This window comes from Streptomyces asiaticus, from assembly GCF_018138715.1.
Taxonomy (GTDB): domain Bacteria; phylum Actinomycetota; class Actinomycetes; order Streptomycetales; family Streptomycetaceae; genus Streptomyces; species Streptomyces asiaticus.
The window spans coordinates 3,504,081-3,525,790 of record NZ_JAGSHX010000006.1 but is presented as its reverse complement, the minus strand read 5'-3'; the positions used below and the strand labels follow the sequence as shown (position 1 = coordinate 3,525,790).

Below are 21,710 nucleotides of genomic sequence, written 5' to 3'. Positions count from 1 at the left end.
GTCAGTCCTCGTCGCGCGGGAAGGCGTGCAGATGGACGCGGTACGGGGCGGAGCCCTCGGTGTCCCGGTCGACCTCCTTCTCGCGGTAGCTCTCGATCACTTCGTGCACCTTGTCGCGCATTTCGCGGGCGAGTTCAGGGGTGAGGCGCATAGCGAAGTCGCTCATGTCCGAAGCGCTGCGCCATGCTGAAGGCCAGTCGTGCATGGTGCTGAACCAGGTGGACAGGTCCTGGCCGTGGATGGTGGCCCACTCGTGGAGCAGTGTGTTGATCGCTCCACGTACGGATGGGTCGGGGCTGGTCAGGAACTTGTCGGTGCCCACCCGCACGCCCCGCTGCGCCGCCTTCCACCACCGCTCCCGCCCCTTGCCCCGCTCCGGGTCGTCCTTGACGAAGCCATGGGCGGCCAGCTGACGCAGATGGTAGCTCGTGGCGCCGCTGGACTCGCCCAATCTGTCGGCCAGTTGGGACGCGGTGGCCGGTCCGTACTCGCGCAACGCTCCGAGCAGGCGTATCCGCAGCGGATGCGCGAGCCCGCGCAGGGAGCGCGGGTCGAGCACCCGCACATCGTCGGGCACAGGCTGTTCGTTCTCTGCCATGTGCGGAGCCTAAGCATGCAAAGATGTGCTTGCAACGCCTTCTTTGCAACGGAGTCTTTGGATCCGCTTCAATGGCTCGAAACCGCCCCGCTCAGTCCCGCGCCGCCTGCCGCACCAACGGAATGATCCGCAGCGGCACCGGGTTCTCCATCACGATCGCCGTCGAGGCCCGGACGATCCCCTCGATCCCCACCACCAGGTCGATCACCCGCTGGAGATCCGCGTTGGAGCGGGCCACCAGCCGGCACAGCATGTCCCCGTGGCCCGTCGTCGTGTGCAGCTCCAGCACCTCCGGAACGGTCGCCAGATGGGCCCGTACGTCCGGCCCCTGCCCCTGCTTGATCTCCAGCGTCGCGAACGCCGTGACCGGGTAGCCGAGCGCCGCCGGGTCCACATCGGGGCCGAAGCCCCGGATCACTCCCTGTGCCCGCAGCCGGTCCAGCCGCGCCTGCGCCGTGCCGCGGGCGACACCGAGGCGGCGTGACGCCTCCAGTACCCCTATCCGCGGCTCCTCGGCGAGCAGCTCGATCAGGCGGGCGTCGAGCCCGTCGATTCCCATGCGGTCCCCCTCCAGGTCCCAGGCTTCTCTTGAGGTGCCCTCTGTGACGGTAGTCACCCTGTACAGGATGCGCTGCCGAATGTGGCCCTAGCTATACAGCCTGACCAGCAATTTCGTGAAGTGTTGCGCACCTTGAGCCGTCGGGGGACGCTTCGAAGTATGACTGAGACGACAGAGATGCTGGAGCATGGGGACGCACGGCACGCCGACCCGTTCCCCGTGAAGGGGATGGACGCGGTCGTCTTCGCCGTCGGCAACGCCAAGCAGGCCGCGCACTACTACGCCACGGCCTTCGGTATGAAGCTCGTCGCCTACTCGGGTCCGGAGAACGGCAGCCGGGAGACGGCCAGCTACGTCCTCGTCTCGGGCAGCGCACGCTTCGTGTTCACCTCCGTCATCAAACCGGTGAGCGCCTGGGGCCGCTTCCTGTCCGAGCACGTCGCCGAGCACGGTGACGGCGTGATCGACCTCGCGGTCGAGGTGCCGGACGCGCGCGCCGCGTACGCGTACGCCCTCGAGCACGGCGCCACCGGGATCGAGGAGCCGCACGAGCTCAAGGACGAGCACGGCACGGTGGTCATGGCCTCGATCCGTACCTACGGCGACACCCGCCACACCCTCGTCGAGCGCACCGGCTACTTCGGCCCGTACCTCCCCGGCTACGCCGAGGCCGAGCCGATCGTCGCCCCGCCGGCGCGCCGGAACTTCCAGGCCATCGACCACTGCGTGGGCAATGTGGAGCTCGGCCGGATGGACGAGTGGGTCCGCTTCTACAACGACGTCATGGGCTTCACCAACATGAAGGAGTTCGTGGGCGACGACATCGCCACCGAGTACTCCGCGCTGATGTCGAAGGTCGTGGCGGACGGCACCCGCAAGGTGAAGTTCCCGCTCAACGAGCCCGCGGTCGGCAAGAAGAAGTCCCAGATCGACGAGTATCTGGAGTTCTACGGCGGCCCCGGCGTCCAGCACATCGCGCTCGCCACCAACGACATCGTCGCCACGGTGCAGGCGATGCGCGCGGCCGGGGTGAGCTTCCTGGACACGCCGGACTCGTACTACGACACCCTGGGGGAGTGGGTCGGCGACACCCGCGTCCCGCTGGAGACCCTCCGTGAGCTGAAGATCCTCGCCGACCGGGACGAGGACGGCTATCTGCTCCAGATCTTCACCAAGCCGGTCCAGGACCGGCCGACCGTCTTCTTCGAGCTGATCGAGCGGCATGGCTCGATGGGCTTCGGCAAGGGCAACTTCAAGGCGCTCTTCGAGGCGATCGAGCGCGAGCAGGCCAAGCGCGGCAACCTCTGACCGCCACGCGGGGCGGACCGTGGCCCGCGGGAACCGCCCCGTACGGCCGTCGGACCGCCCCGCACGGCCGTACGGGGCGGTCCGCACGGCCGCGCACATCCCCCCAATTCCGCGCACATGCGCCCACACTTCCGTGCCCATGCGCAGTCGGTGCCAGAAAATGCGAACACCTGAATGGGAGCGCTTTCCCACCGTCTACACTCACGGCGATCTGTTCACTCCAACACGGCGTGATCACATGGGAGTTGTTGAGTATCAATGCACACGGAAAAGTACGCTGCGGGCCGTTTGACCAGGCGTAGGTTCACCCTCGGAGGGGGAGCCGCCGCGGCTGGCGCGCTCGGTGCCTTCGCCGCCCGCGCGGGGGCCACCACCGTGGCGGGGGGCCGGTTCGATCTGTCGGTGCCCTCCACCCAGCTGATCCGCGAGAAGACCCCGCACAACTCCACCGTGCTCCAGTCCTTCGCGTTCGACGACGTGGGTGGGCACATCTACACGATCCAGCTGATGGAGGGCGGGATCCGGCTCAGCGGGGAGTCCGCCCCCGTCTCCGGCGCCGACCGCGCCGCTCACGGCGATCTGTGCGTCACCAAGCTGTCCCTGGCCGGTGCCGAGCTGGGCTCGATGTACCTCAAGGGGTTCGGGCACGGCGTCGCCATGGGCTGTGAGCCGGTCGGCTCCACCGCCTATCTGTGGACCGAGTCGGACGCCAACCCCGACTCCGGCTACGGCCGCGCCATCAGCCGCTTCAAGTTCGCCGACGGCACCGTGCTGTCGTCCGGTTCGTCCTCGCCGGCCAAGCACCGCCCGGTGCCGGGCTCCACCAGCAACCAGCCCGCCGTCGACATGCTCAACCGCCGGCTGCTGCTGCGCTACCGCCTCGACGGCGAGGTCCGCTACCGGCTGATGAGCCTGTCCGGGGTCAGCGCGGGCGACTACACCGCCGTGTACGACGACATACCCCAGACCGGTGTCGAGGACGGCGAGGTCTTCCAGGGCTTCACGGTCCTCGGCGACTACGTGTACCAGTTGACCGGCACCGCCTACACCGGCGAGGACGGCGCCAACCCGCCCTCCGGCCACGGCAACACCTACGTGTCCTGCGTCGATCTGCGCACCGGCGAGCTCGTCCAGCGCGCCCGCACCGAGGCCGCCTACTCGCTGAGCTACCGCGAGCCGGAGGGCATGGCCGTCCAGCTGTCCAGCCCGCGCCGGCTGTGCATGGGCTTCGCCTCGGGCGCCGCCGGGGACCGTAAGGTCAGCGTCTACTACAAGGCACAGTAGCGTCCGTAGTACGGCACGGCCCTCCTCGCCGCCCTGCTCAACGGCCCTCCTCGTGGTTCACCCATCCGTTGCAGCGATCTTCCCCGGGCGCTTCCCGGGTGCGAGTCTGGAGATATGACGGACCTCATCGAGCTGCTGCGGGAGGGCCTCCCCGAGGAGGCGGTGCTCACCGACCCCGATGTGACCGGGGCCTACGCCAATGACATGGCGAGCTTCTGCGAGGCGGGCGCGCCCGCCGTGGTGGTCCTCCCGCGCACGGTGGAACAGGTGCAGCACGTGTGCCGCACCGCCACCGCGCTGCGCGTTCCGATCGTGCCCCAGGGCGCGCGCACCGGGCTGTCGGGCGCGGCCAACGCGTCGGACGGCTGCGTCGTGCTGTCCCTGGTCAAGATGGACCGGATCCTGGAGATCAACCCGGTGGACCGGATCGCGGTCGTCGAACCGGGCGTGATCAACGCGACCCTGTCCCGCGCGGTCATGGAGAAGGGCCTCTACTATCCGCCGGACCCCTCCAGCTGGGAGCAGTGCACGATCGGCGGCAACATCGGCACCGCGTCCGGCGGGCTGTGCTGTGTGAAGTACGGCGTCACCGCCGAATACGTCCTCGGGCTCGATGTCGTCCTCGCCGACGGCCGGTTGCTGAAGACCGGCCGCCGCACCGCCAAGGGCGTCGCGGGTTACGACCTGACCCGGCTCTTCGTCGGCTCCGAGGGCAGCCTCGGCATCGTCGTGCGCGCGGTCCTCGCCCTCAAGCCCGCCCCGCTCGAACAGCTCGTGCTCGCCGCCGAGTTCCCCTCCACCGCGTCCGCCTGCGACGCCATCTGCCGGATCATGGAGCGCGGTCACGCCCCCTCGCTGCTGGAGCTGATGGACCGTACGAGCGTCCGCGCGGTCAACGCGATCGGGAACATGGGCCTCCCGGAGTCCACCGAGGCGCTGCTGATGGCCGCCTTCGACACCCCGGACCCGGCCCCCGACCTCGCCGCGGTGGCCGAGCTGTGCACGGCGGCCGGTGCCACGGAGGTGGTCCCGGCCGAGGACGCCGCCGAGTCCGACATGCTGCTCCAGGCCCGCCGGATGACGCTTCCGGCGCTGGAGGCGGTCAAGGGCGTCACCATGATCGACGACGTCTGTGTGCCCCGCTCCCGGCTCGCCGAGATGATCGACGGCACGGCCGCCATCGCCGAGAAGCACTCCCTCACGATCGGCGTCGTGGCCCACGCCGGAGACGGCAACACCCATCCGACGGTGTGCTTCGACCCGGCGGACCCGGACGAGTCGCGGCGGGCCCGGGAGTCGTTCGACGAGATCATGGCGCTGGGCCTGGAGCTCGGCGGCACCATCACCGGGGAGCACGGCGTCGGCGTCCTCAAGCGGGAGTGGCTGGCGCGTGAACTGGGCCCGGTGGGGGTGGAGATGCAGCGCGGGATCAAGCAGGTCTTCGATCCGCTGGGCCTGCTCAACCCCGGCAAGCTCTTCTGAGGCCTCTTCTGAAGGCTTGTTCTGGGGGCCTGTTGTGAGGCCGCCCGGACCCGGGGGTGGTCCGGACGGCCTCGGTCTCAGTGGCTGATCAGGCCTTGGCGGCCGATCACGCCTTGAGCGAGGCGATGTCGATCACGAAGCGGTAGCGCACATCGCTGCCCACGACGCGGTCGTACGCCTCGTTGATCCGCTCGCCGTCGATCAGCTCGATCTCCGCGCCGAGCCCGTGCTCGGCGCAGAAGTCGAGCATCTCCTGGGTCTGCCGGATGCCGCCGATCTTCGATCCGGCCATCGACCTCCGGCCCATGATCAGCGAGAACTGGTTGAACGCGCTGGGGTTCTCCGGCGCGCCCACGTGCACCAGCGTGCCGTCCAGCTTCAGCAGCGACAGATAGCCGTCCAGCGGGAGGTTCGCCGAGGTCGTGTTGACGATCAGGTCGAAGGTGCCGGCCAGCTCGGTGAAGGTGGACTCGTCGCTGGTGGCGTAGAAGTGGTCGGCGCCCAGCCGCAGCCCGTCGTCCCGCTTGCGGAGCGTCTGGCTGAGCACCGTCACCTCGGCGCCCATCGCATGGGCGATCTTCACGCCCATGTGGCCGAGGCCGCCGAGGCCCACGATGGCGACCTTCTTGCCGGGACCGGCGTTCCAGTGCGCCAGCGGGGAGTAGAGGGTGATCCCGGCGCACAGCAGCGGGGCGGCGACGTCCAGCGAGATCCCCTCGGGGATGCGCAGCACGTAGTTCTCGTCCACCACGATGTGGGTGCTGTAGCCGCCGTAGGTGGGGGCGCCGTCGTACTCATTGCCGTTGTACGTGGGCACCTCGCCCTTGAGGCAGTACTGCTCCTCGCCCGCGAGGCAGTTCTCGCACTCACGGCAGGAGTCGACGAAGCAGCCCACGCCGACCCGGTCGCCGACGGCGTACTTGGTGACGGCGGGGCCGACCTCGGCGACCACACCGGCGATCTCATGGCCGGGCACCATCGGGAAGAGGGCGGTGCCCCACTCCTCGCGGGCCTGGTGGATGTCGGAGTGGCAGATACCGGCGTAGGCGATCTCGATCAGCACGTCGTGCTCGCGCAGGGCGCGGCGCTCGACGGTGGTCCTTTCCAGCGGGGCCTTCGGAGCGGGGGCTGCGTAGGCGGTGACGCTGGTGGTCATAAATGTGTCTCCCTGTGACGAACTAGGAAAAAGGGGATGGGTGAAGGGAAGGGGGAGGTAAGGAGGGGGAAGGGGGAAGGGTGTGCGGGGGAAGGGGGTGGGATCAGAAGGGGCGGATCAGGGGATCAGGCGGATCAGGCGGATCAGGGGGAGACGTCGGAGGACGGTCCCCCCGAAGGACGCGCTTCGGACGAGGGTGCGGAGGGATCGGCCGAGGAAGTCGCGGTCCAGCTCGCCAGCAGCCGCAGGGCCGCCTCGGAGGGGGAGCCGGGCTCGACCGTGTAGATGCACAGAGCCTGGTCGGGATCGCCGGGCACGGTCACGTTCTCGTAGGCCAGCGTCATGTCCCCGACCACCGGATGGTGGTAGAGCTTGACGCCGTGGGTCTTCTCCCGCACGTTGTGGTCGGCCCACCAGGTGCGGAACTCAGGGCTCTTGATGGTGAGCTCGCCCACGAGCTCGGTCAGCCGGGGATCGTCGGGATGACGTCCGGCCTCCAGCCGGAGGGACGCCACCATCTCCGCCGCGACCGTCTCCCACTCCGGCCACAGCGAACGGGCCGCCTCGTCGAGGAACATGAAGCGGGCCATGTTCCGCTCGTGGTACGGGAGCGCCTCGAAATCGATGATCAGCGCCCGGGCCAGCTGGTTGGAGGCCAGGACATCGCCCCTGCGGCCGAGGACGAAGGCCGGTGAGACCCCGTCCAGCATGCGCAGCAGCGCGTGCACCCCGGGCCGCACCCGCTGGGGGCGGGGCGGCCGGCGGCGCACCGTGCGCCGGGGGCGCGGCCGGGTCAGCTCGAAGAGGTACGCACGTTCGGTTTCATTGAGCTGAAGAGCGCGGGCCACGGCGTCCAGCACCGTCTCCGACACATTGAGATGCCGGCCCTGCTCCAGACGCGTGTAGTAGTCCGTGCTCACGCCGGCCAGCTGCGCCAGCTCCTCGCGGCGCAGCCCCGGCACCCGACGGGGGCTGTCGTTGCTCACGCTCACGCCCGCGTCGCCGGGGCTCAGACGTGCCCTGCGGCTCCGCAGGAACTCACTGAGCTCGGTATTGCGGTCCATGGGTTCCAGTATTGGCAACGGAAAAGGCATCTGAGCGTGCCAAAGTAGGTCTGCTGAACCTAGGCCGGGCGGGGCCATGCGGGCCGTCGCCGCTCGTACGGCTTCGTGGCGCTCGCACGGGAGAGTGGTGGCGGGAGCGGTGGGCTGGTGCCGGGGGGCCGGTCTGATAGACCTTGACCGCGCGCTCCGGGTTGCACTGCGGCTCCTGTACGGCAAACTGCTTACGCCCCACCCTCACCGCGAGGCACCGCAAAGGCGCAGCGCAGTACAGCACGGCCGAGCAGATATGGGACATCGGAGATCATGAGCGCCCCTACCTCAGGATCCGCGGACGGCAGCTCCATTCCTGGTTTTTATCCCGATCCGTCCATCCCTGGCTACATCCGTTACTGGAACGGCGCCGCCTGGGTGCCCGGCACCAGCCGTCCCGCCCCGGCCGAGGGCGAGGCCATGCCCGCCCCGCCGCCCGGGGTCACCCATACCCAGGTGATCAGCCCGCCGCCGGACGAGACGGGCCCGATGTTCCTGGACGAGGATCCGGCGCCGCGGGCCGTCGAGGACACCGGTAGCGCACTGCCCGAGCTGCGCCGGAGCGCCGAGATGGACGTCCGGGGCGCGGGCGGGCCGCCCGAGGCGTCGGCCGGTGGCATGGGGACCCAGCCGGTGCCGCCCGGCGGGGTCCCGGCGTCCGTGGACTGGAACGATCCCCAGCGGCTGCACGGCACCCGCCCCGACGCCGGATCGGCCTGGCAGGCGGACGCCGCCCAGCAGGGCGGATTCGGCGGTGAGCAGGACCGCCGGGTCTCCTGGGGCGCGGAGTCGGACGCCCCCGGCGACCCCCGGGCCGGTGGCGGGCAGCCCGGTGGTCCCCAGGCCGGTGCCGGGCAGCCTGCTGGTGGGCAGTGGCCCGGGGTGCCCGACCCGCGGCGCGCGGGCCCGGGCGAGGACGCCGGTCGCGATGACGGCACGCTGACCATGCGCGCGGGCGGGAGCGGGCGCACCGGGGACCGTTCGACGCAGGCCCTGCCGCCCGTCCGCCGGGCCCCGGAGCTGCCCCCGGCGGACGACGAGACCCCCGCTCCGGCGGGGGACGGGACGATGACGTTCCGCACGGTGGGGCGCGGCGGCGGAGCGGCACCCGCGACCGGCCAGGGCCAGAGCCAGGGTCAGGACAAGGGGCAGGACCAGGGCTGGGACCAGGGCCGGGGCCAGGCGGCAGGCCGGGACGACGGGACGATGGCGATCCGGGCGATCGGCCGCGGCGGCACGCGGCGCAAGGGCGCCGAGGCCGCACCCCCGGCCCAGCCCCCGCACCAGCCCCAACAGCCGCAGACACATCAGCCCCAGCAGCCCCCGCAGCCGCATCAGCCCCAGCAGCCCTTCGGTGGTATCCCCGCCCAGGGCGGCGGCCCGGCCTGGCAGCCGCAGGGGCAGTTCGCCCAGCGGCCCGGCCCGCCGCAGAGCCTGCCGCAGGCCGCCCCGCACGCTCCCCAGGCGGCCCCGCACGGCGCGGGACCGGGCGCGCCCGAGGGCGTCATCCCCTGGAAGCCGCCCGTCGACAACCCCTTCCTGCTGGCCGCCCAGGCCGAGGGCCGGCCCGCCTCGCTCGGCCGCCGCCTCGCCGCCCGGCTGATCGACTCGGTCGTGCTGCTCGGCGTCGTCGGCGCCGTCGCGTTCCCGCTGTGGAGCAAGGCGAGCGACCACATCGACGAGAAGGTCGAGTCGGCCAAGCAGAGCGGCGAGACCGTCACGGTCTACTTCCTGGACGGCACCACCAGCGGCTATCTGGGCATCGTCCTCGGTCTGCTGCTCGTCCTCGGCGTCGTGCTGGAGGCGCTGCCGACCGCCAAGTGGGGCCGTACGCTCGGCAAGAGGCTGTGCGGGGTGCGGGTGCTGGACATCGAGGAGCACGACACCCCGTCCTTCGGCGCCGCGCTGCGCCGCTGGCTGGTCTACTCGGTGCTGGGGGTGCTCGTCATCGGCGTGCTGAACGTGCTGTGGTGCCTGTTCGACCGCCCGTGGCGGCAGTGCTGGCACGACAAGGCGGCCCGCACCTTCGTCGCGTCGGCAGACTGAGCGGCGGCCGACTGAGCGGCGGCCGACTGAGGCAGCGGCCCACCGAGCGGCGGCCGACCGAGCCGCCCGCCGCCGAACCGAACATCCGCCCAGGCTGCGGCGGATGGACGATCCCGGTCGCCCGAACGGGGCGCGCCGGATGCGGCCGTCCCGGCTCCGGGGTCGACTCGGGCCATGAGCACCGACCAGCCGCCGCCCGGGCCCGATGAGCCCCGGGACCGGGACAGCAGCGATCCGTTCGCGAAACAACCGCGGGCGAACGGCTCCCCGTACGGGGACTACGGGGACCACACCGCCGGGCCCGAGCCGTACGCCGGGATGCCCCCGCTCGCGCACCTCGGCCGCCGTCTGATCGCCCGGATCATCGACGCGCTGCTCATCGGCATCCCGGTCGGGCTCGTGGTGACCGCGGTCGCCGGGGCCTACGACCCGATCGAGGGCAGCGCGCGTTCGACCACCGTCACGCTGGTCTACGTCCTGGTCTACTTCCTCTACGAGGGGCTGATGCTGACCCGGGACGGCCAGACCGTCGGCAAGAAGGCGATGAAGATCCGGGTCGCCATGCTGGAGAACGGCCGGCCGCCGGTCGGCCAGGCGGGCTGGCTGCGCGCCGGGGTGTACGCCCTGCCCGAGATCGTGCCCTGCTGCGGCTTCCTCTTCTGGCTGATCAATGTGTTGTGGTGCACCTGGGACCGGCCCTACCGGCAGTGCCTGCACGACAAGGCGGCCAAGACGCTGGTGGTCTCGGCCGTGCCCTGAGCCCCGGGGTGCCCCCGAGTCCCCGGAGTGCCCCCGAGCCCCCGAGGTGCCCCCGGCCCGGGGGTGCCCCCCTGAGCTTCCGGTCCTCCGGCACCGCTGATGTAATCGGGGGCATGGCCCCCGATCCGCTGTCCTCGCCCCCGCCTGTGATCCCCCCGGGGATGCCCCCGCTGGCCACCCCCGGTCAGCGCTTCACCGCCCGGCTCATCGACATCGTCATCCTCGGCGCGATCTGGACGGTGGCGCTCACGGCGACCGGCGCGCTCCAGTACACGATGGACCACCCGGGCGAGCAGGACATGGGGAAGGTGACCCTCGCGCTCATCATCACGATGGCGCTCTACTTCGGCTACGAGGGCGTCATGCTGGCCCGCAGCGGCCAGACGCTCGGCAAGAAGGCGCTGCGCATCCGGGTGGCGATGCTGTCCGACGGGAATGTGCCGGCCGGTCAGGGCTGGGTCCGCGCGGCGGTCTACGTGCTGCCGGGGATGCTCATCCCGCTGCTGGTCGGCACGGTCTTCTGGCTGGTCAACTCGGTCTCACTGCTGTGGGACAAGCCGCTCCAGCGCTGTCTGCACGACAAGGCCGCGCGGACCGTCGTGGTGTCGGCCGTGCAGTGAGTGGATCAGCAGCCCGTGCAGTGAGCGGGTCAGCCGTGCAGTGAGCGGGTCAGCCGCGCAGTGAGTCGGCGTGCGCCCGAGTGTGCGCCCGCGCCGGGTCGGCCGGTCCGGACCCCGCCACGGGGCGGCTGGTGCGGACGGTGCGGCCGGTGCGGGACACCCGGGCCACCGGCACGGTGACGGCGACGAGGAGCCCGAGAACCAGCCCGACCACGGTCACCACCGCCACGCCCAGCCCCGATTGGGTCTGGGAGAGCAGCAGCATGGCGAAGGTCGAGAGAACGACGGTGGCCGAACCATAGGCAAGCTGTGCAGGAGTCGGACGCGGCATGGCGGGATCCGTCCTCGGGGGCGATATGCAGGGGGCATGAGTCAGGCTGATGTGCACCGTCAGTCCTGACTCTACGGTCCTGCATGCCCGTGGGGAACGGAAGTAAGCGTGACCTCACCCACGGCGCCGTTGCACAGGGGGCGCACGGAATCATCGGTTGTGCCAACCGGCGTGCATGGCGCGCCCGTTGCTGTCCGTTAAACGGAACGTCGGGATCGCAGAACGTACTTGTCTCACCAGTCCAAGTCAAGGTCTGTCTTTTCTCCTGCCACTCCGGTCAAATGTCCGGCACTGGTGTGGAAAGGGGAGGACTGAGCGAGTGAACAGCCAACGGAGGGCGGCCAGATCGGCCGCCATAGCCACAGTGGTGGCCGCGCTCGGAGCGGCGGCACTCTCGACCGGCATGGCCCAGGCGGACGCACCGTCTACGCGTGTCGAGCGCCATGACCCGGCGCCCGCGAAGACGGATGTCCAGCACGACCTCGAAGGTCCCTACAGCAAGCAGCGGGAAGCGCAGCGCCAGGAGGCGCTGCGTCAGGTCATCTCCGGTGACGCCAAGGCGACCACGCGCGGGGCGTCCAAGGTCGTGAAGCTCGGCAAGGGCAAGTACGTCGAGCTGGCCCGGGAGAAGACCGACAAGATCTTCACCATCCTGGTCGACTTCGGCGACAAGGTGGACGACACCACCATGTACGACCCGGACGGGGACGGCCCCAAGCCGCCGGTGAAGAAGTACGGCGGCGACCCGGGCCCGGCGCACAACACCATCGCCCAGCCGGACCGCGCCGACGACAACAGCACGGCCTGGCAGAAGGACTACAACCGCCAGCACTTCCAGGACCTCTACTTCTCCACGGAGAAGAAGAAGCAGTCCCTGAAGAAGTACTACGAGAAGCAGTCCTCGGGCCGCTACTCGGTGGACGGCGAGGTCTCCGACTGGGTCAAGGTCGACTGGAACGAGGCCCGCTACGGCTCCAACTACTGCGGCGACACCAACTGCGCCAACGCCTGGGACCTGATCCGCGACGGCGTCAACCAGTGGGCCAAGGACCAGAAGGCGGCCGGCCGCACCGACGCGCAGATCAAGGCGGACCTGGCCAAGTACGACCAGTGGGACCGCTACGACTACGACGCCGACGGCAACTTCAACGAGCCCGACGGCTACATCGACCACTTCCAGATCGTCCACGCCGGTGAGGACGAGTCCGCAGGCGGCGGGGTCCAGGGCGAGAACGCCATCTGGGCGCACCGCTGGTACGCGTACGGCACCGACGCGGGCAAGACCGGCCCGGGCGAGAACAAGTCGGGTGGTACGCAGATCGGCGACACCGGCATCTGGGTCGGCGACTACACGATGCAGCCGGAGAACGGCGGCCTCGGCGTCTTCGCCCATGAGTACGGCCATGACCTGGGCCTGCCGGACGAGTACGACACCACCGGCAAGGGGGAGTCGTCCGTCGCCTACTGGTCGCTGATGTCCGCGGGATCCTGGCTCGGCACCGGTAAGGACGCCATCGGCGACCTGCCCGGCGATATGAACGCCTGGGACAAGCTCCAGCTGGGCTGGCTGAACTACGCCTCGGCCAAGGCCGGTAAGAAGTCCACCCACACCCTCGGGGTGGCCGAGTACAACACCAAGAACAAGCAGGCGCTGGTGGTCGAGCTGCCCCCCAAGGCCGTCACCACCGAGGTGGTCGCCCCCGCCGAGGGCTCCAAGCAGTGGTGGAGCGGGATGGGTGACGACCTCAAGAACACCCTGACCCGGTCCGTGGACCTCACGGGCAAGTCCAAGGCCAGCCTGGACCTCCAGGGCTGGTGGGACATCGAGGAGAACTACGACTACCTCTACGCCGAGGTCTCCACGGACGGCGGCGCCAACTGGACGCCCGTCGACGGCACCGCGGACGGCAAGGCCATCCCGCGCGATGCCGGTGACAAGCCGGCACTGACCGGCACCTCGGGCGCGTACAAGAAGCTCTCCTTCCCGCTGGACGCCTACGCGGGCAAGAAGATCGACCTGCGCTTCCGCTACCAGACCGACGGCGGTGTGGCGCAGAAGGGCTTCGCGGCCGACGCGATCACCCTGACCGCGGACGGCGCCCCGGTCTTCAGCGACGGCGCCGAGGGCGACGACAACGGCTGGACGGCGAACGGCTTCTCGCGCATCGGCGGCTCCTTCACCAAGGACTACCCGCAGTACTACCTCGCCGAGAACCGCCAGTACGTGTCGTACGACACCACCCTCAAGACCGGTCCGTACAACTTCGGCTGGGCCTCCAGCCGGCCCAGCTGGGTCGAGCACTTCCCGTACCAGAACGGGCTGCTGATCTGGCAGTGGGACACCTCGCAGCCGGACAACAACGTCGGCGTCCACCCGGGCAGCGGTCTGATCCTGCCGATCGACGCGCACCCCGCCGCCGAGAAGTGGGCGGACGGCAAGCTGATGCGCAACCGGGTCCAGGCGTACGACTCGCCCTTCAGCCGGCTCCCCTCGGACGGCTTCACGCTGCACAACGACGGCAAGGCCGCCAAGGTGAAGCCGAAGCCGGGCATCCCGGTCTTCGATGACCACAAGGGTACGTACTGGGACGAGAGCAACCCGACCGGCAGTGTCAAGATTGCTGACACCAACACCCGGATCAAGATCCTCAAGGAGCTCCCGGGCGGCTCGACGATGACCGTCCAGGTCGGACCGTCCGCCTCCTAGGTCCACACCAGTCTGCGTTTTCGCAGGTCAGAGCGGTAGCGGCCGTCGCCCCCTAGCGGGCGGCGGCCGTTAGCGTTTAGATGCCCCTTAGACCTGCTTGTTGACACGACGTCTCACGGGGGACATGACCCGCAATGGCCGACGGAGGATTTACCAAGCTGCCGGGCGGCAGTGTGGTGGTCGCACTGACGCTGCCGCGCCCGCTGGGCGAGGGTGGCGTCCGCGTACTGGTACACGCCGCGAACCGTCAGCGAGCCCTGACCAGGCTCCGCAATCTCGGGCTTCGCGCTGTCTATCTGCGCGGCAATACCGCGCCGCCGACGCCCGACGAGGTGACGGCGGTGCTCCACCATCCCGACGGGGTGGTCTGGCGCACCGCGCCGGATCGCGGAGGGGAGCTCTGGCATCCCATGGCCGCCCTCCTCAGACCACCGGCCCCGGCCTCGTAGGGGGTCCGGCGGATCCTGACGCCTGCGGCGGGCTGCGCCCCTCCCCGCCCCTTCCCGAAACTGGGGCTCCGCCCCAGACCCCGCTCCTCAAGCGCCGGAGGGGCTGGGAGGTGGGGTTCCGTTCCAGGTTCCGTTCCTCGAGCGCCGGAGGGGCTGGAGGGCGGGGCTCTGCCTCAGGTTCCGTTCCTCGAGCGCCGGAGGGGCTGGGAGGCGGGGCTTCGTCCCAGGTTCCGTTCCTCAAGTGCCGGAGGGGCTGGGGGGTGGGGTTCCGTCCCAGGCTCCGTTCCTCGAGCGCCGGAGGGGCTGGGAGGTGGGGTTCCGTTCCAGGTTCCGTTCCTCAGGCGCCGGAGGGGCTGGGAGGCGGGGCTTCGCCCCCGGCCCCCGGCCCCCGGGGTCCAGGGGCGGAGCCCCTGGTATCGGGAAGGGGCGGGGAGGGGAAGCAGCCCGCCGCAGGCGCAGGCGTACGCGTACCGTCGGCCCCCGTGGCGCCGGGGCCCGGGAGGGCGGCCGGTCGAGCCCGGCCGGTCGAGCCGCCCGGAAGGGGCCGCCAAGCCGCCCGGAAGGCGGCTGGGGGGCGCTCTGAGCGCCTCCGGCGGCTCAGACGACCGGCTTGCCGGTGAGCTCGACCCCGGCCGCCCGCAGCTCCTCCAGGGCACGCTCGGTCGTGCCCGGGGAGACGCCCGCGGTCAGGTCCAGCAGGACATGCGCCGCGAACCCCTCGCGGCGCGCGTCCAGCGCCGTGGCCCGCACGCAGTGGTCGGTGGCGATGCCCACCACGTCCACCTCGGTCACCTCCCGCTCGCGCAGCCACTGGGCGAGCGGGGTGCCGTGCTCGTCGGTGCCCTCGAAGCCGCTGTACGCCCCCGTGTACGCGCCCTTGTCGAAGACCGCGTCGATCGCCCCGGAGGCGACGGCGGGTGCGAAGTTCGGGTGGAACCCGACACCCTCGGTGCCCGCGACACAGTGCACCGGCCAGGTGTGCTCATAGTCCGGATTGTCCGAGAAGTGATCGCCCGGATCGATGTGGTGATCACGGGTGGCGACGACGTGCCGGTAACCGGGCGTGGCCTCCCCGATCAGATCGGTGATCGCGGCGGCGACATCCGCGCCCCCCGTCACCGCGAGGCTTCCGCCCTCGCAGAAGTCGTTCTGGACGTCGACGACGATCAGTGCCCGGTGCATGTCACCGAGGGTAGACACTCCACGTCGATTGCGGCAGTGGGCGTGCTCAGTGTTCCCGCTCATGACCCGTCCGTGTTCCCGCTCATGGCCCGTCCGCCTCAGGCCCGCGCGTACTCGGTGGGCAGGACCGGCTCCCCGCGCGAGAGCTGGGTCGCCGACAGCGGCAGCCCGGCACGGGCCGCGATGTGCCGGTCCCGCGCCGCGTCCAGCGGCTCGCGGGCCACTATCTCGCCCCCGCGCACCAGCTCCACCAGCAGTTGATGGTCTGCCAGCTCCTCGGGGACCGCGCCGGTGCCGATCACCTCGGCCTCGGCCACACCGTGCTCGTCCACCCGCCGCGCGGCCCATTTGCGGCCGCCCACCGAGGTCTTGGCCCCCATGGACTTCTTGGCCACCGGCAGCAGCGGCGCGTCCGCCTCGTCCGAAACCGCCCGCGCCACCAGCTTGTAGACCATGGAGCTGGTCGGGTGGCCGCTGCCGGTGACCAGCTGGGTGCCGACCCCGTACGCGTCCACGGGGGCCGCGGCCAGCGAGGCGATCGCGTACTCGTCGAGGTCGCTGGTCACCACGATCTTGGTGTTCTTGGCGCCCAGCTCGTCCAGCTGCTGGCGCACCCGGTGGGCGAGCAGCAGCAGATCGCCGGAGTCGATCCGCACGGCGCCCAGGTCCTTGCCGGCCACCTCCACGGCGGTGCGCACCGCCTCGGCGACGTCATAGGTGTCCACGAGCAGGGTGGTGTCGCTGCCGTGCGCCCGGACCTGCGCCGTGAAGGCGTCCCGCTCACTGTCGTGCAGCAGGGTGAAGGCGTGGGCGCTGGTGCCCACGGTGGGGATGTTGTAGCGGAATCCGGCCGCGAGGTCGGAGGTGGTGGTGAAGCCGCCGACGTAGGCGGCGCGGGCGGCGGCCACGGCGGCCAGCTCATGGGTGCGGCGGGCGCCCATCTCGATGAGCGGCCGGTCGCCGGCGGCGGTGGACATCCGGGACGCGGCGGCGGCCACCGCGGAGTCGTGGTTGAGGATGGAGAGGATGGCCGTCTCCAGCAGCACCGCCTCGGCGAAGGTGCCCTCCACCCGGATGATCGGCGAGCCGGGGAAGTAGACCTCGCCCTCGGGGTAGCCCCAGATGTCGCCGCGGAAGCGGTAGTCGGCGAGCCAGGAGAGCGTCGGCTCGTCCACGATCCGCTGCTGGGCGAGGAAGTCCAGCACGTCGGTGTCGAAGCGGAAGTTCTCGACGGCGTCCAGCACCCGCCCGGTGCCCGCCACGACGCCGTAGCGCCGGCCCTCGGGGAGACGCCTGGTGAAGACCTCGAAGACCGAGCGGCGGTCGGCGGTGCCCGCCCGCAGCGCGGCCTGAAGCATGGTGAGTTCGTACCGGTCGGTGAAGAGTGCGGTCGACGGCACGTCCACCGGCAGTCCCAAGTCCGCAGTGTCCATGGTTGACGATGCTACCTCCCGTACTCGTCAGAGTGACGAGATCTGGGTGCCGGTTTAGGCGACGGCCCCTGCCGGGTGGCAGCATGGGACGTGTGAGTGTCGCGCCCGTGGAGATCGAACGTCCCGAATCCCGTGAAGCACCCTCGTCGGTGCCGGAGCCCGACGTTCCCTGGGTGACGGTGGTCCATAACGACCCCGTCAATCTCATGAGCTATGTGACCTACGTTTTTCAGAGCTACTTCGGCTACTCCAAGGACAAGGCCAACCGTTTGATGCTCGACGTCCACCACAAAGGCCGCGCGATCGTCTCGAGCGGCACCCGCGAGGAGATGGAGCGCGACGTGCAGGCGATGCACGGCTACGGCCTGTGGGCGACCCTCCAGCAGGAGCGCTGATGTCGGGACGTTTCGAGCCGTTGCCGGGCGGCGGCGCCGCCATCGCCCTGGACGAGGTGGAGATCTCCATCCTGCGCAGCCTGGCCATGCAGCTCGCCGAGCTGATCGGCCCGGGCGACCAGCCCGCCGAGGGCGAGGATCCCTTGGCCGCGCTCTTCGCGGACGGCCCCAGCAAGCCGCCGGAGGATCCGGCGCTCGCCCGGCTCTTCCCGGACGCCTACTCCCCGCCGGACCAGGAGCTCGGGGCGCGGGAGGAGAAGGAGGCGCGGGAGGCGTCCGCGGAGTTCCGCCGCTTCACCGAGAACGACCTGCGGGCGCGCAAGCGCGATGACGCCCTGACGGTGGTGCGCGACCTGGACGCGCTGGGCCCCGGCTCCTCGGGTGGGGCCCCCGCGGTGCTGGAGCTGGCGCCGGAGAGGTCCCGGCACTGGCTGGGCGCGCTGAACGACCTGCGGCTGGCCATCGGGACCCGGCTGGAGGTCACCGACGAGGACGACGGCGGTGAGCTGCTGCGGCTGCCGGACTCCGATCCGCGCAAGCCGATGGTGATGGCGTACTTCTGGCTCGGCGGGCTCCAGGAGACCCTGATCGAGACGCTCATGCCGGAATGATTTCCTCCGGCAACTACTGAGTGTTCGTTTAGAGGATGCTCAACTCCGGATAACGATCGCATCACTGCGATCGCTGCCTTTGTTGTGCAGCGCAACTTTTGTCCGCTTCTTCCTGTGGTGTGCACCACATGCGGCGCAGTCGATCAGCGTGGCGGTCGTGGTAAATCTTCACGATCGCAGCCAGCCGCCACAGGGAGAAAGGCGCAGCAATATGACCTCAGCGGCTCCGGAAGAGGGCTATGAGCGCGGCCTTGGCAGTCGCCAGGTCCAGATGATCGCTATCGGCGGCGCCATCGGCGTCGGCCTGTTCATGGGTGCCGGGGCGAACATCGCCAAGGCCGGCCCCAGCATCATCCTGATGTACGCCCTCGCGGGTGTGGTCATCTTCTTCATCATGAGAGCGCTCGGTGAGCTGCTCCTGTACCGCCCGGTCTCCGGGTCCTTCGCGGAGTACGCCCGGGAGTTCCTCGGCCCGTTCTTCGGCTTCGTCACGGGGTGGACGTACTGGCTGATGTGGGTGGTGACCGGTATGGCCGAGCTCACGGCCGCCGCCATCTACATCAACTACTGGTTCCCCTCGATCCCGCAGTGGGTCAGCGCCCTGGTCTTCCTGGTGGTGCTGTTCGGCGTCAACCTGATCTCGGTGAAGATCTTCGGTGAGGTCGAGTTCTGGTTCTCGATGGTCAAGGTCACCGCGATCATCGGCATGATCGTCATCGGCCTGGGCGTGCTCACCCTCGGCTTCTCCGACGCCGGTGACACCGCGGCCGCCTCCAACCTCTGGTCGCACGGCGGGTTCTTCCCCAACGGCATCGGCGACAGCCTGATGACCCTCCAGGGCGTGATGTTCGCCTACCTCGCCGTCGAGCTGGTCGGCGTCACCGCGGGCGAGTCCGAGGACCCCGAGAAGACCCTGCCCAAGGCGATCAACACCCTGCCCTGGCGCATCATCATCTTCTACGTCGGTGCCCTGGTGGTGCTGCTCGCCGTCGTCAAGTGGACCGAGTTCTCGGCCGGCGAGAGCCCCTTCGTGCACGCCTTCTCCAAGATCGGCATCCCGTTCGCGGCCGGCATCGTCAACTTCGTGGTGCTCACCGCGGCCCTGTCCTCCTGTAACTCCGGGATGTACTCCACCGGCCGGATGCTGCGCGGCCTGGCCGCCAACAGCGAGGCACCCAAGGCCTTCGGCAGGCTCAACGCCCGTAAGACCCCGGCCATCGGCATCACCGTCTCCGTGGCGCTGATGGGCATCGGCGTGATCCTCAACTACATGGTCCCCGAGAAGGCGTTCGAGTACGTCACCTCGGTGGCCACGGCCGCGGGCATCTGGGCCTGGGCGATGATCCTGCTCAGCCACATCAAGTACCGCAAGGCCGTGACCTCGGGCCGGCTGCCGGCCTCGTCCTTCCCGGCCCCCGGCGGCGCCGTCTTCAGCTGGGTGGCGCTGATCTTCCTGATCATCGTGACCGGCCTGATCGCGTACGACAAGGACGCCCGGGTCTGTCTGTACGTGGGCGCCGGCTGGGCCGTGCTGCTGGTGATCGGCTGGTTCGTGCTGAAGTCGAACGGTGGCGGCGCCCAGCCGGGTGCCCGTGACGCCCAGGCGGAGCCGGAGTACGCGCGCAAGTAACCCGTATCGCCTTTCGGGCACAGCATCTCAGCAGGCGGGCTCCGGACCGATGTCCGGAGCCCGCCTCCTATTCTGTGGCCATGCTGACCATCACCCAGGCGCTCCACGACAAGATCGTCGCGCACGCCCGCGCCGACCACCCCGACGAGGCATGCGGCGTGATCGCGGGCCCGGCCGGAAGCGGCCGCCCCGAGCGGTTCATCCCGATGCTGAACGCGGCCCGTTCCCCCACCTTCTACGAGTTCGACTCGGGTGACCTGCTCAAGCTCTACCGCGAGATGGACGACCGGGACGAGGAGCCGGTGGTCATCTACCACTCGCACACCGCCACCGAGGCGTACCCCTCCCGTACCGACATCTCCTACGCCAATGAGCCCAGTGCCCACTACGTCCTGGTCTCCACGGCCGAATGCGGCAATGACGAGGGACCCTTCCAGTTCCGGTCCTTCCGGATCGTGGACGGCGAGGTCACCGAGGAAGAGGTGGAGATCGTCCCGGGTGGCTGAATCGGCGCGTCGTCTCGTATCACGGTCACTACCCGTCCGTATCGCGGGATCACCTACCGGAGCCCGGTTCGGGAATCGATACGATGAGTCCATGGTTTTCGATGACGTGAGCGAGAAGACGCCGGGCATGCTGCTCGTGGCGCGGCTCCACGTCGACCTGTGCCGGCTCGCCAGCGCGATGTGTCCGCGCCGCGCCGTGGCCGCCTGAGCGCGCGCCCGACAAGCCCCGACGCCCTTCGACGACGCCCTCCCGGCCGCTCCCGGTCCGGGAGTCCACCCCGCCCTCCGACAGGAGCTTAAGAATGGCCATCGAGGTCCGCATCCCGACCATCCTCCGCACCTACACCGACGGCCAGAAGGCGGTCGAGGGCAGCGGGGCCACGCTCGCCGAGCTCTTCGCCGACCTGGAGAGCCGGCACTCCGGCATCCAGGAGCGCCTGGTCGACGGCGGCGAGCTGCGCCGCTTCGTCAACGTCTATCTGAACGACGAGGACGTCCGCTTCCTCGACGGCATCTCCACCAAGGTCTCGGACGGCGACAATGTGACGATCCTCCCGGCGGTCGCAGGCGGAATGGTCTGATGCGGTACGACAGCCCCCTGGCCGCGGTCGGCAATACGCCGCTCGTAGGGCTGCCGCGGCTCTCGCCCTCGTCCGACGTACGGATCTGGGCCAAGCTGGAGGACCGCAACCCCACCGGCTCGGTCAAGGACCGCCCCGCGCTCCATATGATCGAACAGGCCGAGAAGGACGGCCGGTTGACCCCCGGCTGCACCATCCTCGAGCCCACCTCCGGCAACACCGGCATCTCCCTCGCCATGGCGGCCAAGCTCAAGGGCTACCGCATCGTCTGCGTGATGCCGGAGAACACCAGCGAGGAGCGGCGCCAGCTGCTCGCCATGTGGGGCGCGGAGATCATCTCCTCGCCCGCCGCCGGGGGCTCCAACACCGCCGTCCGGGTGGCCAAGGAGCTGGCGGGGCAGCACCCGGACTGGGTGATGCTGTACCAGTACGGAAACCCGGACAACGCCGGCGCCCACTACGCCACCACCGGCCCCGAGATCCTGGCCGACCTGCCCTCCATCACCCACTTCGTCGCCGGTCTGGGCACCACCGGCACCCTGATGGGCGTCGGCCGCTTCCTGCGCGAGAACAAGCCGGACGTCCAGATCGTCGCCGCCGAACCGCGCTACGACGACGTGGTCTACGGACTCCGCAACCTCGACGAGGGCTTCGTCCCCGAGCTGTACGACGAGTCCGTCCTGACCACCCGCTTCTCCGTCGGCTCCGAGGACGCGGTGTCCCGCACCCGGGAACTCCTCGCCCAGGAGGGCATCTTCGCGGGCGTCTCGACCGGGGCAGCGCTGCACGCCGCGCTCGGTGTCGCCCGTAAGGCGGTCACGGCCGGGCAGAGCGCCGATGTGGTCTTCATCGTCGCCGACGGCGGCTGGAAGTACCTCTCCACCGGTGTCTACACGGCGGCCACCACCGAGGAGGCGATCGAGACGCTGCACGGCCAGCTCTGGGCGTAGGGGGCCGGATCGGCCGGCGGGGGCATGGC

The 21,710-nt window shown here is 70.0% G+C and carries 22 protein-coding genes; 15 read left to right on the top strand and 7 right to left on the bottom strand.

Annotation, left to right across the window (positions count from 1 at the left end; translation table 11 throughout):
• Position 1: 1 nt before the first annotated feature.
• On the bottom strand, positions 2-598 hold the full coding sequence (locus KHP12_RS22275; protein WP_086886424.1) for an ArsR/SmtB family transcription factor: 597 nt from the start codon (positions 596-598) through the stop codon (positions 2-4).
• Positions 599-689: 91 nt separating this feature from the next.
• A complete protein-coding gene (locus KHP12_RS22270; RefSeq protein ID WP_037962099.1) occupies positions 690-1,157 on the bottom strand; it encodes an Lrp/AsnC family transcriptional regulator in 468 nt (155 codons plus the stop codon).
• A 159-nt stretch (positions 1,158-1,316) separates the two neighbouring features.
• On the opposite strand from KHP12_RS22270, the gene hppD reads away from it, so the two are divergent.
• The 3 genes from hppD (at position 1,317) to KHP12_RS22255 (ending at position 5,231) form a co-directional block, all read left to right on the top strand.
• The gene (hppD, locus tag KHP12_RS22265; protein WP_211833560.1) at positions 1,317-2,465 is read left to right on the top strand and encodes a 4-hydroxyphenylpyruvate dioxygenase; all 1,149 of its coding nucleotides are present in this window, start codon (positions 1,317-1,319) and stop codon (positions 2,463-2,465) included.
• Between the two features lie 288 nt (positions 2,466-2,753).
• Entirely contained in the window at positions 2,754-3,749 is a 996-nt protein-coding gene (locus tag KHP12_RS22260; RefSeq protein ID WP_244203499.1) for a phage baseplate protein, read from the top strand.
• A gap of 114 nt (positions 3,750-3,863) precedes the next feature.
• A complete protein-coding gene (locus KHP12_RS22255; protein ID WP_164430271.1) occupies positions 3,864-5,231 on the top strand; it encodes an FAD-binding oxidoreductase in 1,368 nt (455 codons plus the stop codon).
• Positions 5,232-5,337: 106 nt separating this feature from the next.
• Here the strand turns inward: KHP12_RS22255 and KHP12_RS22250 are convergent, their stop codons facing one another.
• Positions 5,338-6,387: an NAD(P)-dependent alcohol dehydrogenase gene (locus KHP12_RS22250; protein ID WP_210609357.1), complete on the bottom strand. Its 1,050-nt coding sequence runs from the start codon at positions 6,385-6,387 to the stop codon at positions 5,338-5,340.
• 143 nt (positions 6,388-6,530) lie between these two features.
• On the bottom strand, positions 6,531-7,451 hold the full coding sequence (locus tag KHP12_RS22245; RefSeq protein ID WP_210609355.1) for a helix-turn-helix transcriptional regulator: 921 nt from the start codon (positions 7,449-7,451) through the stop codon (positions 6,531-6,533).
• A 303-nt stretch (positions 7,452-7,754) separates the two neighbouring features.
• Between KHP12_RS22245 and KHP12_RS22240 the strand changes: the two genes are divergently transcribed.
• The 3 genes from KHP12_RS22240 (at position 7,755) to KHP12_RS22230 (ending at position 10,906) form a co-directional block, all read left to right on the top strand.
• Positions 7,755-9,527 carry an RDD family protein gene (locus KHP12_RS22240; protein ID WP_086886117.1) on the top strand — a complete coding sequence of 591 codons (1,773 nt, stop codon included), beginning with the start codon at positions 7,755-7,757 and terminating at the stop codon, positions 9,525-9,527.
• Between the two features lie 174 nt (positions 9,528-9,701).
• Complete coding sequence (locus tag KHP12_RS22235; protein ID WP_210609352.1) at positions 9,702-10,286, top strand: RDD family protein; 585 nt, start codon at positions 9,702-9,704, stop codon at positions 10,284-10,286.
• Between the two features lie 113 nt (positions 10,287-10,399).
• Positions 10,400-10,906: an RDD family protein gene (locus KHP12_RS22230; RefSeq protein WP_037962120.1), complete on the top strand. Its 507-nt coding sequence runs from the start codon at positions 10,400-10,402 to the stop codon at positions 10,904-10,906.
• Between the two features lie 49 nt (positions 10,907-10,955).
• Here KHP12_RS22230 and KHP12_RS22225 read toward each other — a convergent pair whose 3' ends face one another.
• The gene (locus KHP12_RS22225) at positions 10,956-11,237 is read right to left on the bottom strand and encodes a hypothetical protein (RefSeq protein WP_086886106.1); all 282 of its coding nucleotides are present in this window, start codon (positions 11,235-11,237) and stop codon (positions 10,956-10,958) included.
• A gap of 319 nt (positions 11,238-11,556) precedes the next feature.
• On the opposite strand from KHP12_RS22225, the gene KHP12_RS22220 reads away from it, so the two are divergent.
• Together KHP12_RS22220 and KHP12_RS22215 are read left to right on the top strand one after the other, a co-directional pair.
• A complete protein-coding gene (locus KHP12_RS22220; RefSeq protein WP_086886107.1) occupies positions 11,557-13,944 on the top strand; it encodes an immune inhibitor A domain-containing protein in 2,388 nt (795 codons plus the stop codon).
• A gap of 134 nt (positions 13,945-14,078) precedes the next feature.
• Positions 14,079-14,393, top strand: coding sequence for a hypothetical protein (locus KHP12_RS22215; protein WP_086886108.1), 315 nt, complete (start codon positions 14,079-14,081; stop codon positions 14,391-14,393).
• 597 nt (positions 14,394-14,990) lie between these two features.
• Here KHP12_RS22215 and KHP12_RS22210 read toward each other — a convergent pair.
• Complete coding sequence (locus KHP12_RS22210; RefSeq protein WP_086884610.1) at positions 14,991-15,575, bottom strand: nicotinamidase; 585 nt, start codon at positions 15,573-15,575, stop codon at positions 14,991-14,993.
• A 98-nt stretch (positions 15,576-15,673) separates the two neighbouring features.
• Entirely contained in the window at positions 15,674-17,008 is a 1,335-nt protein-coding gene (locus tag KHP12_RS22205; RefSeq protein ID WP_086884609.1) for a nicotinate phosphoribosyltransferase, read from the bottom strand.
• Between the two features lie 83 nt (positions 17,009-17,091).
• On the opposite strand from KHP12_RS22205, the gene clpS reads away from it, so the two are divergent.
• The 7 genes from clpS (at position 17,092) to KHP12_RS22175 (ending at position 21,681) form a co-directional block, all read left to right on the top strand.
• A complete protein-coding gene (gene clpS, locus KHP12_RS22200) occupies positions 17,092-17,403 on the top strand; it encodes an ATP-dependent Clp protease adapter ClpS (RefSeq protein WP_037962133.1) in 312 nt (103 codons plus the stop codon).
• Positions 17,403-18,014 carry a DUF2017 domain-containing protein gene (locus KHP12_RS22195; RefSeq protein ID WP_086884608.1) on the top strand — a complete coding sequence of 204 codons (612 nt, stop codon included), beginning with the start codon at positions 17,403-17,405 and terminating at the stop codon, positions 18,012-18,014. Before clpS ends, KHP12_RS22195 begins: the two co-directional genes overlap by 1 nt.
• Before the next feature lie 211 nt (positions 18,015-18,225).
• Positions 18,226-19,644: an amino acid permease gene (locus KHP12_RS22190; RefSeq protein WP_037962135.1), complete on the top strand. Its 1,419-nt coding sequence runs from the start codon at positions 18,226-18,228 to the stop codon at positions 19,642-19,644.
• Between the two features lie 80 nt (positions 19,645-19,724).
• Positions 19,725-20,150 carry a M67 family metallopeptidase gene (locus KHP12_RS22185; protein WP_037962137.1) on the top strand — a complete coding sequence of 142 codons (426 nt, stop codon included), beginning with the start codon at positions 19,725-19,727 and terminating at the stop codon, positions 20,148-20,150.
• A 91-nt stretch (positions 20,151-20,241) separates the two neighbouring features.
• Complete coding sequence (locus KHP12_RS53435; RefSeq protein ID WP_014061047.1) at positions 20,242-20,358, top strand: putative leader peptide; 117 nt, start codon at positions 20,242-20,244, stop codon at positions 20,356-20,358.
• A gap of 94 nt (positions 20,359-20,452) precedes the next feature.
• Positions 20,453-20,731: a MoaD/ThiS family protein gene (locus KHP12_RS22180; RefSeq protein WP_086884607.1), complete on the top strand. Its 279-nt coding sequence runs from the start codon at positions 20,453-20,455 to the stop codon at positions 20,729-20,731.
• Positions 20,731-21,681 carry a PLP-dependent cysteine synthase family protein gene (locus KHP12_RS22175; protein ID WP_037962141.1) on the top strand — a complete coding sequence of 317 codons (951 nt, stop codon included), beginning with the start codon at positions 20,731-20,733 and terminating at the stop codon, positions 21,679-21,681. Before KHP12_RS22180 ends, KHP12_RS22175 begins: the two co-directional genes overlap by 1 nt.
• Positions 21,682-21,710 lie beyond the last annotated feature (29 nt).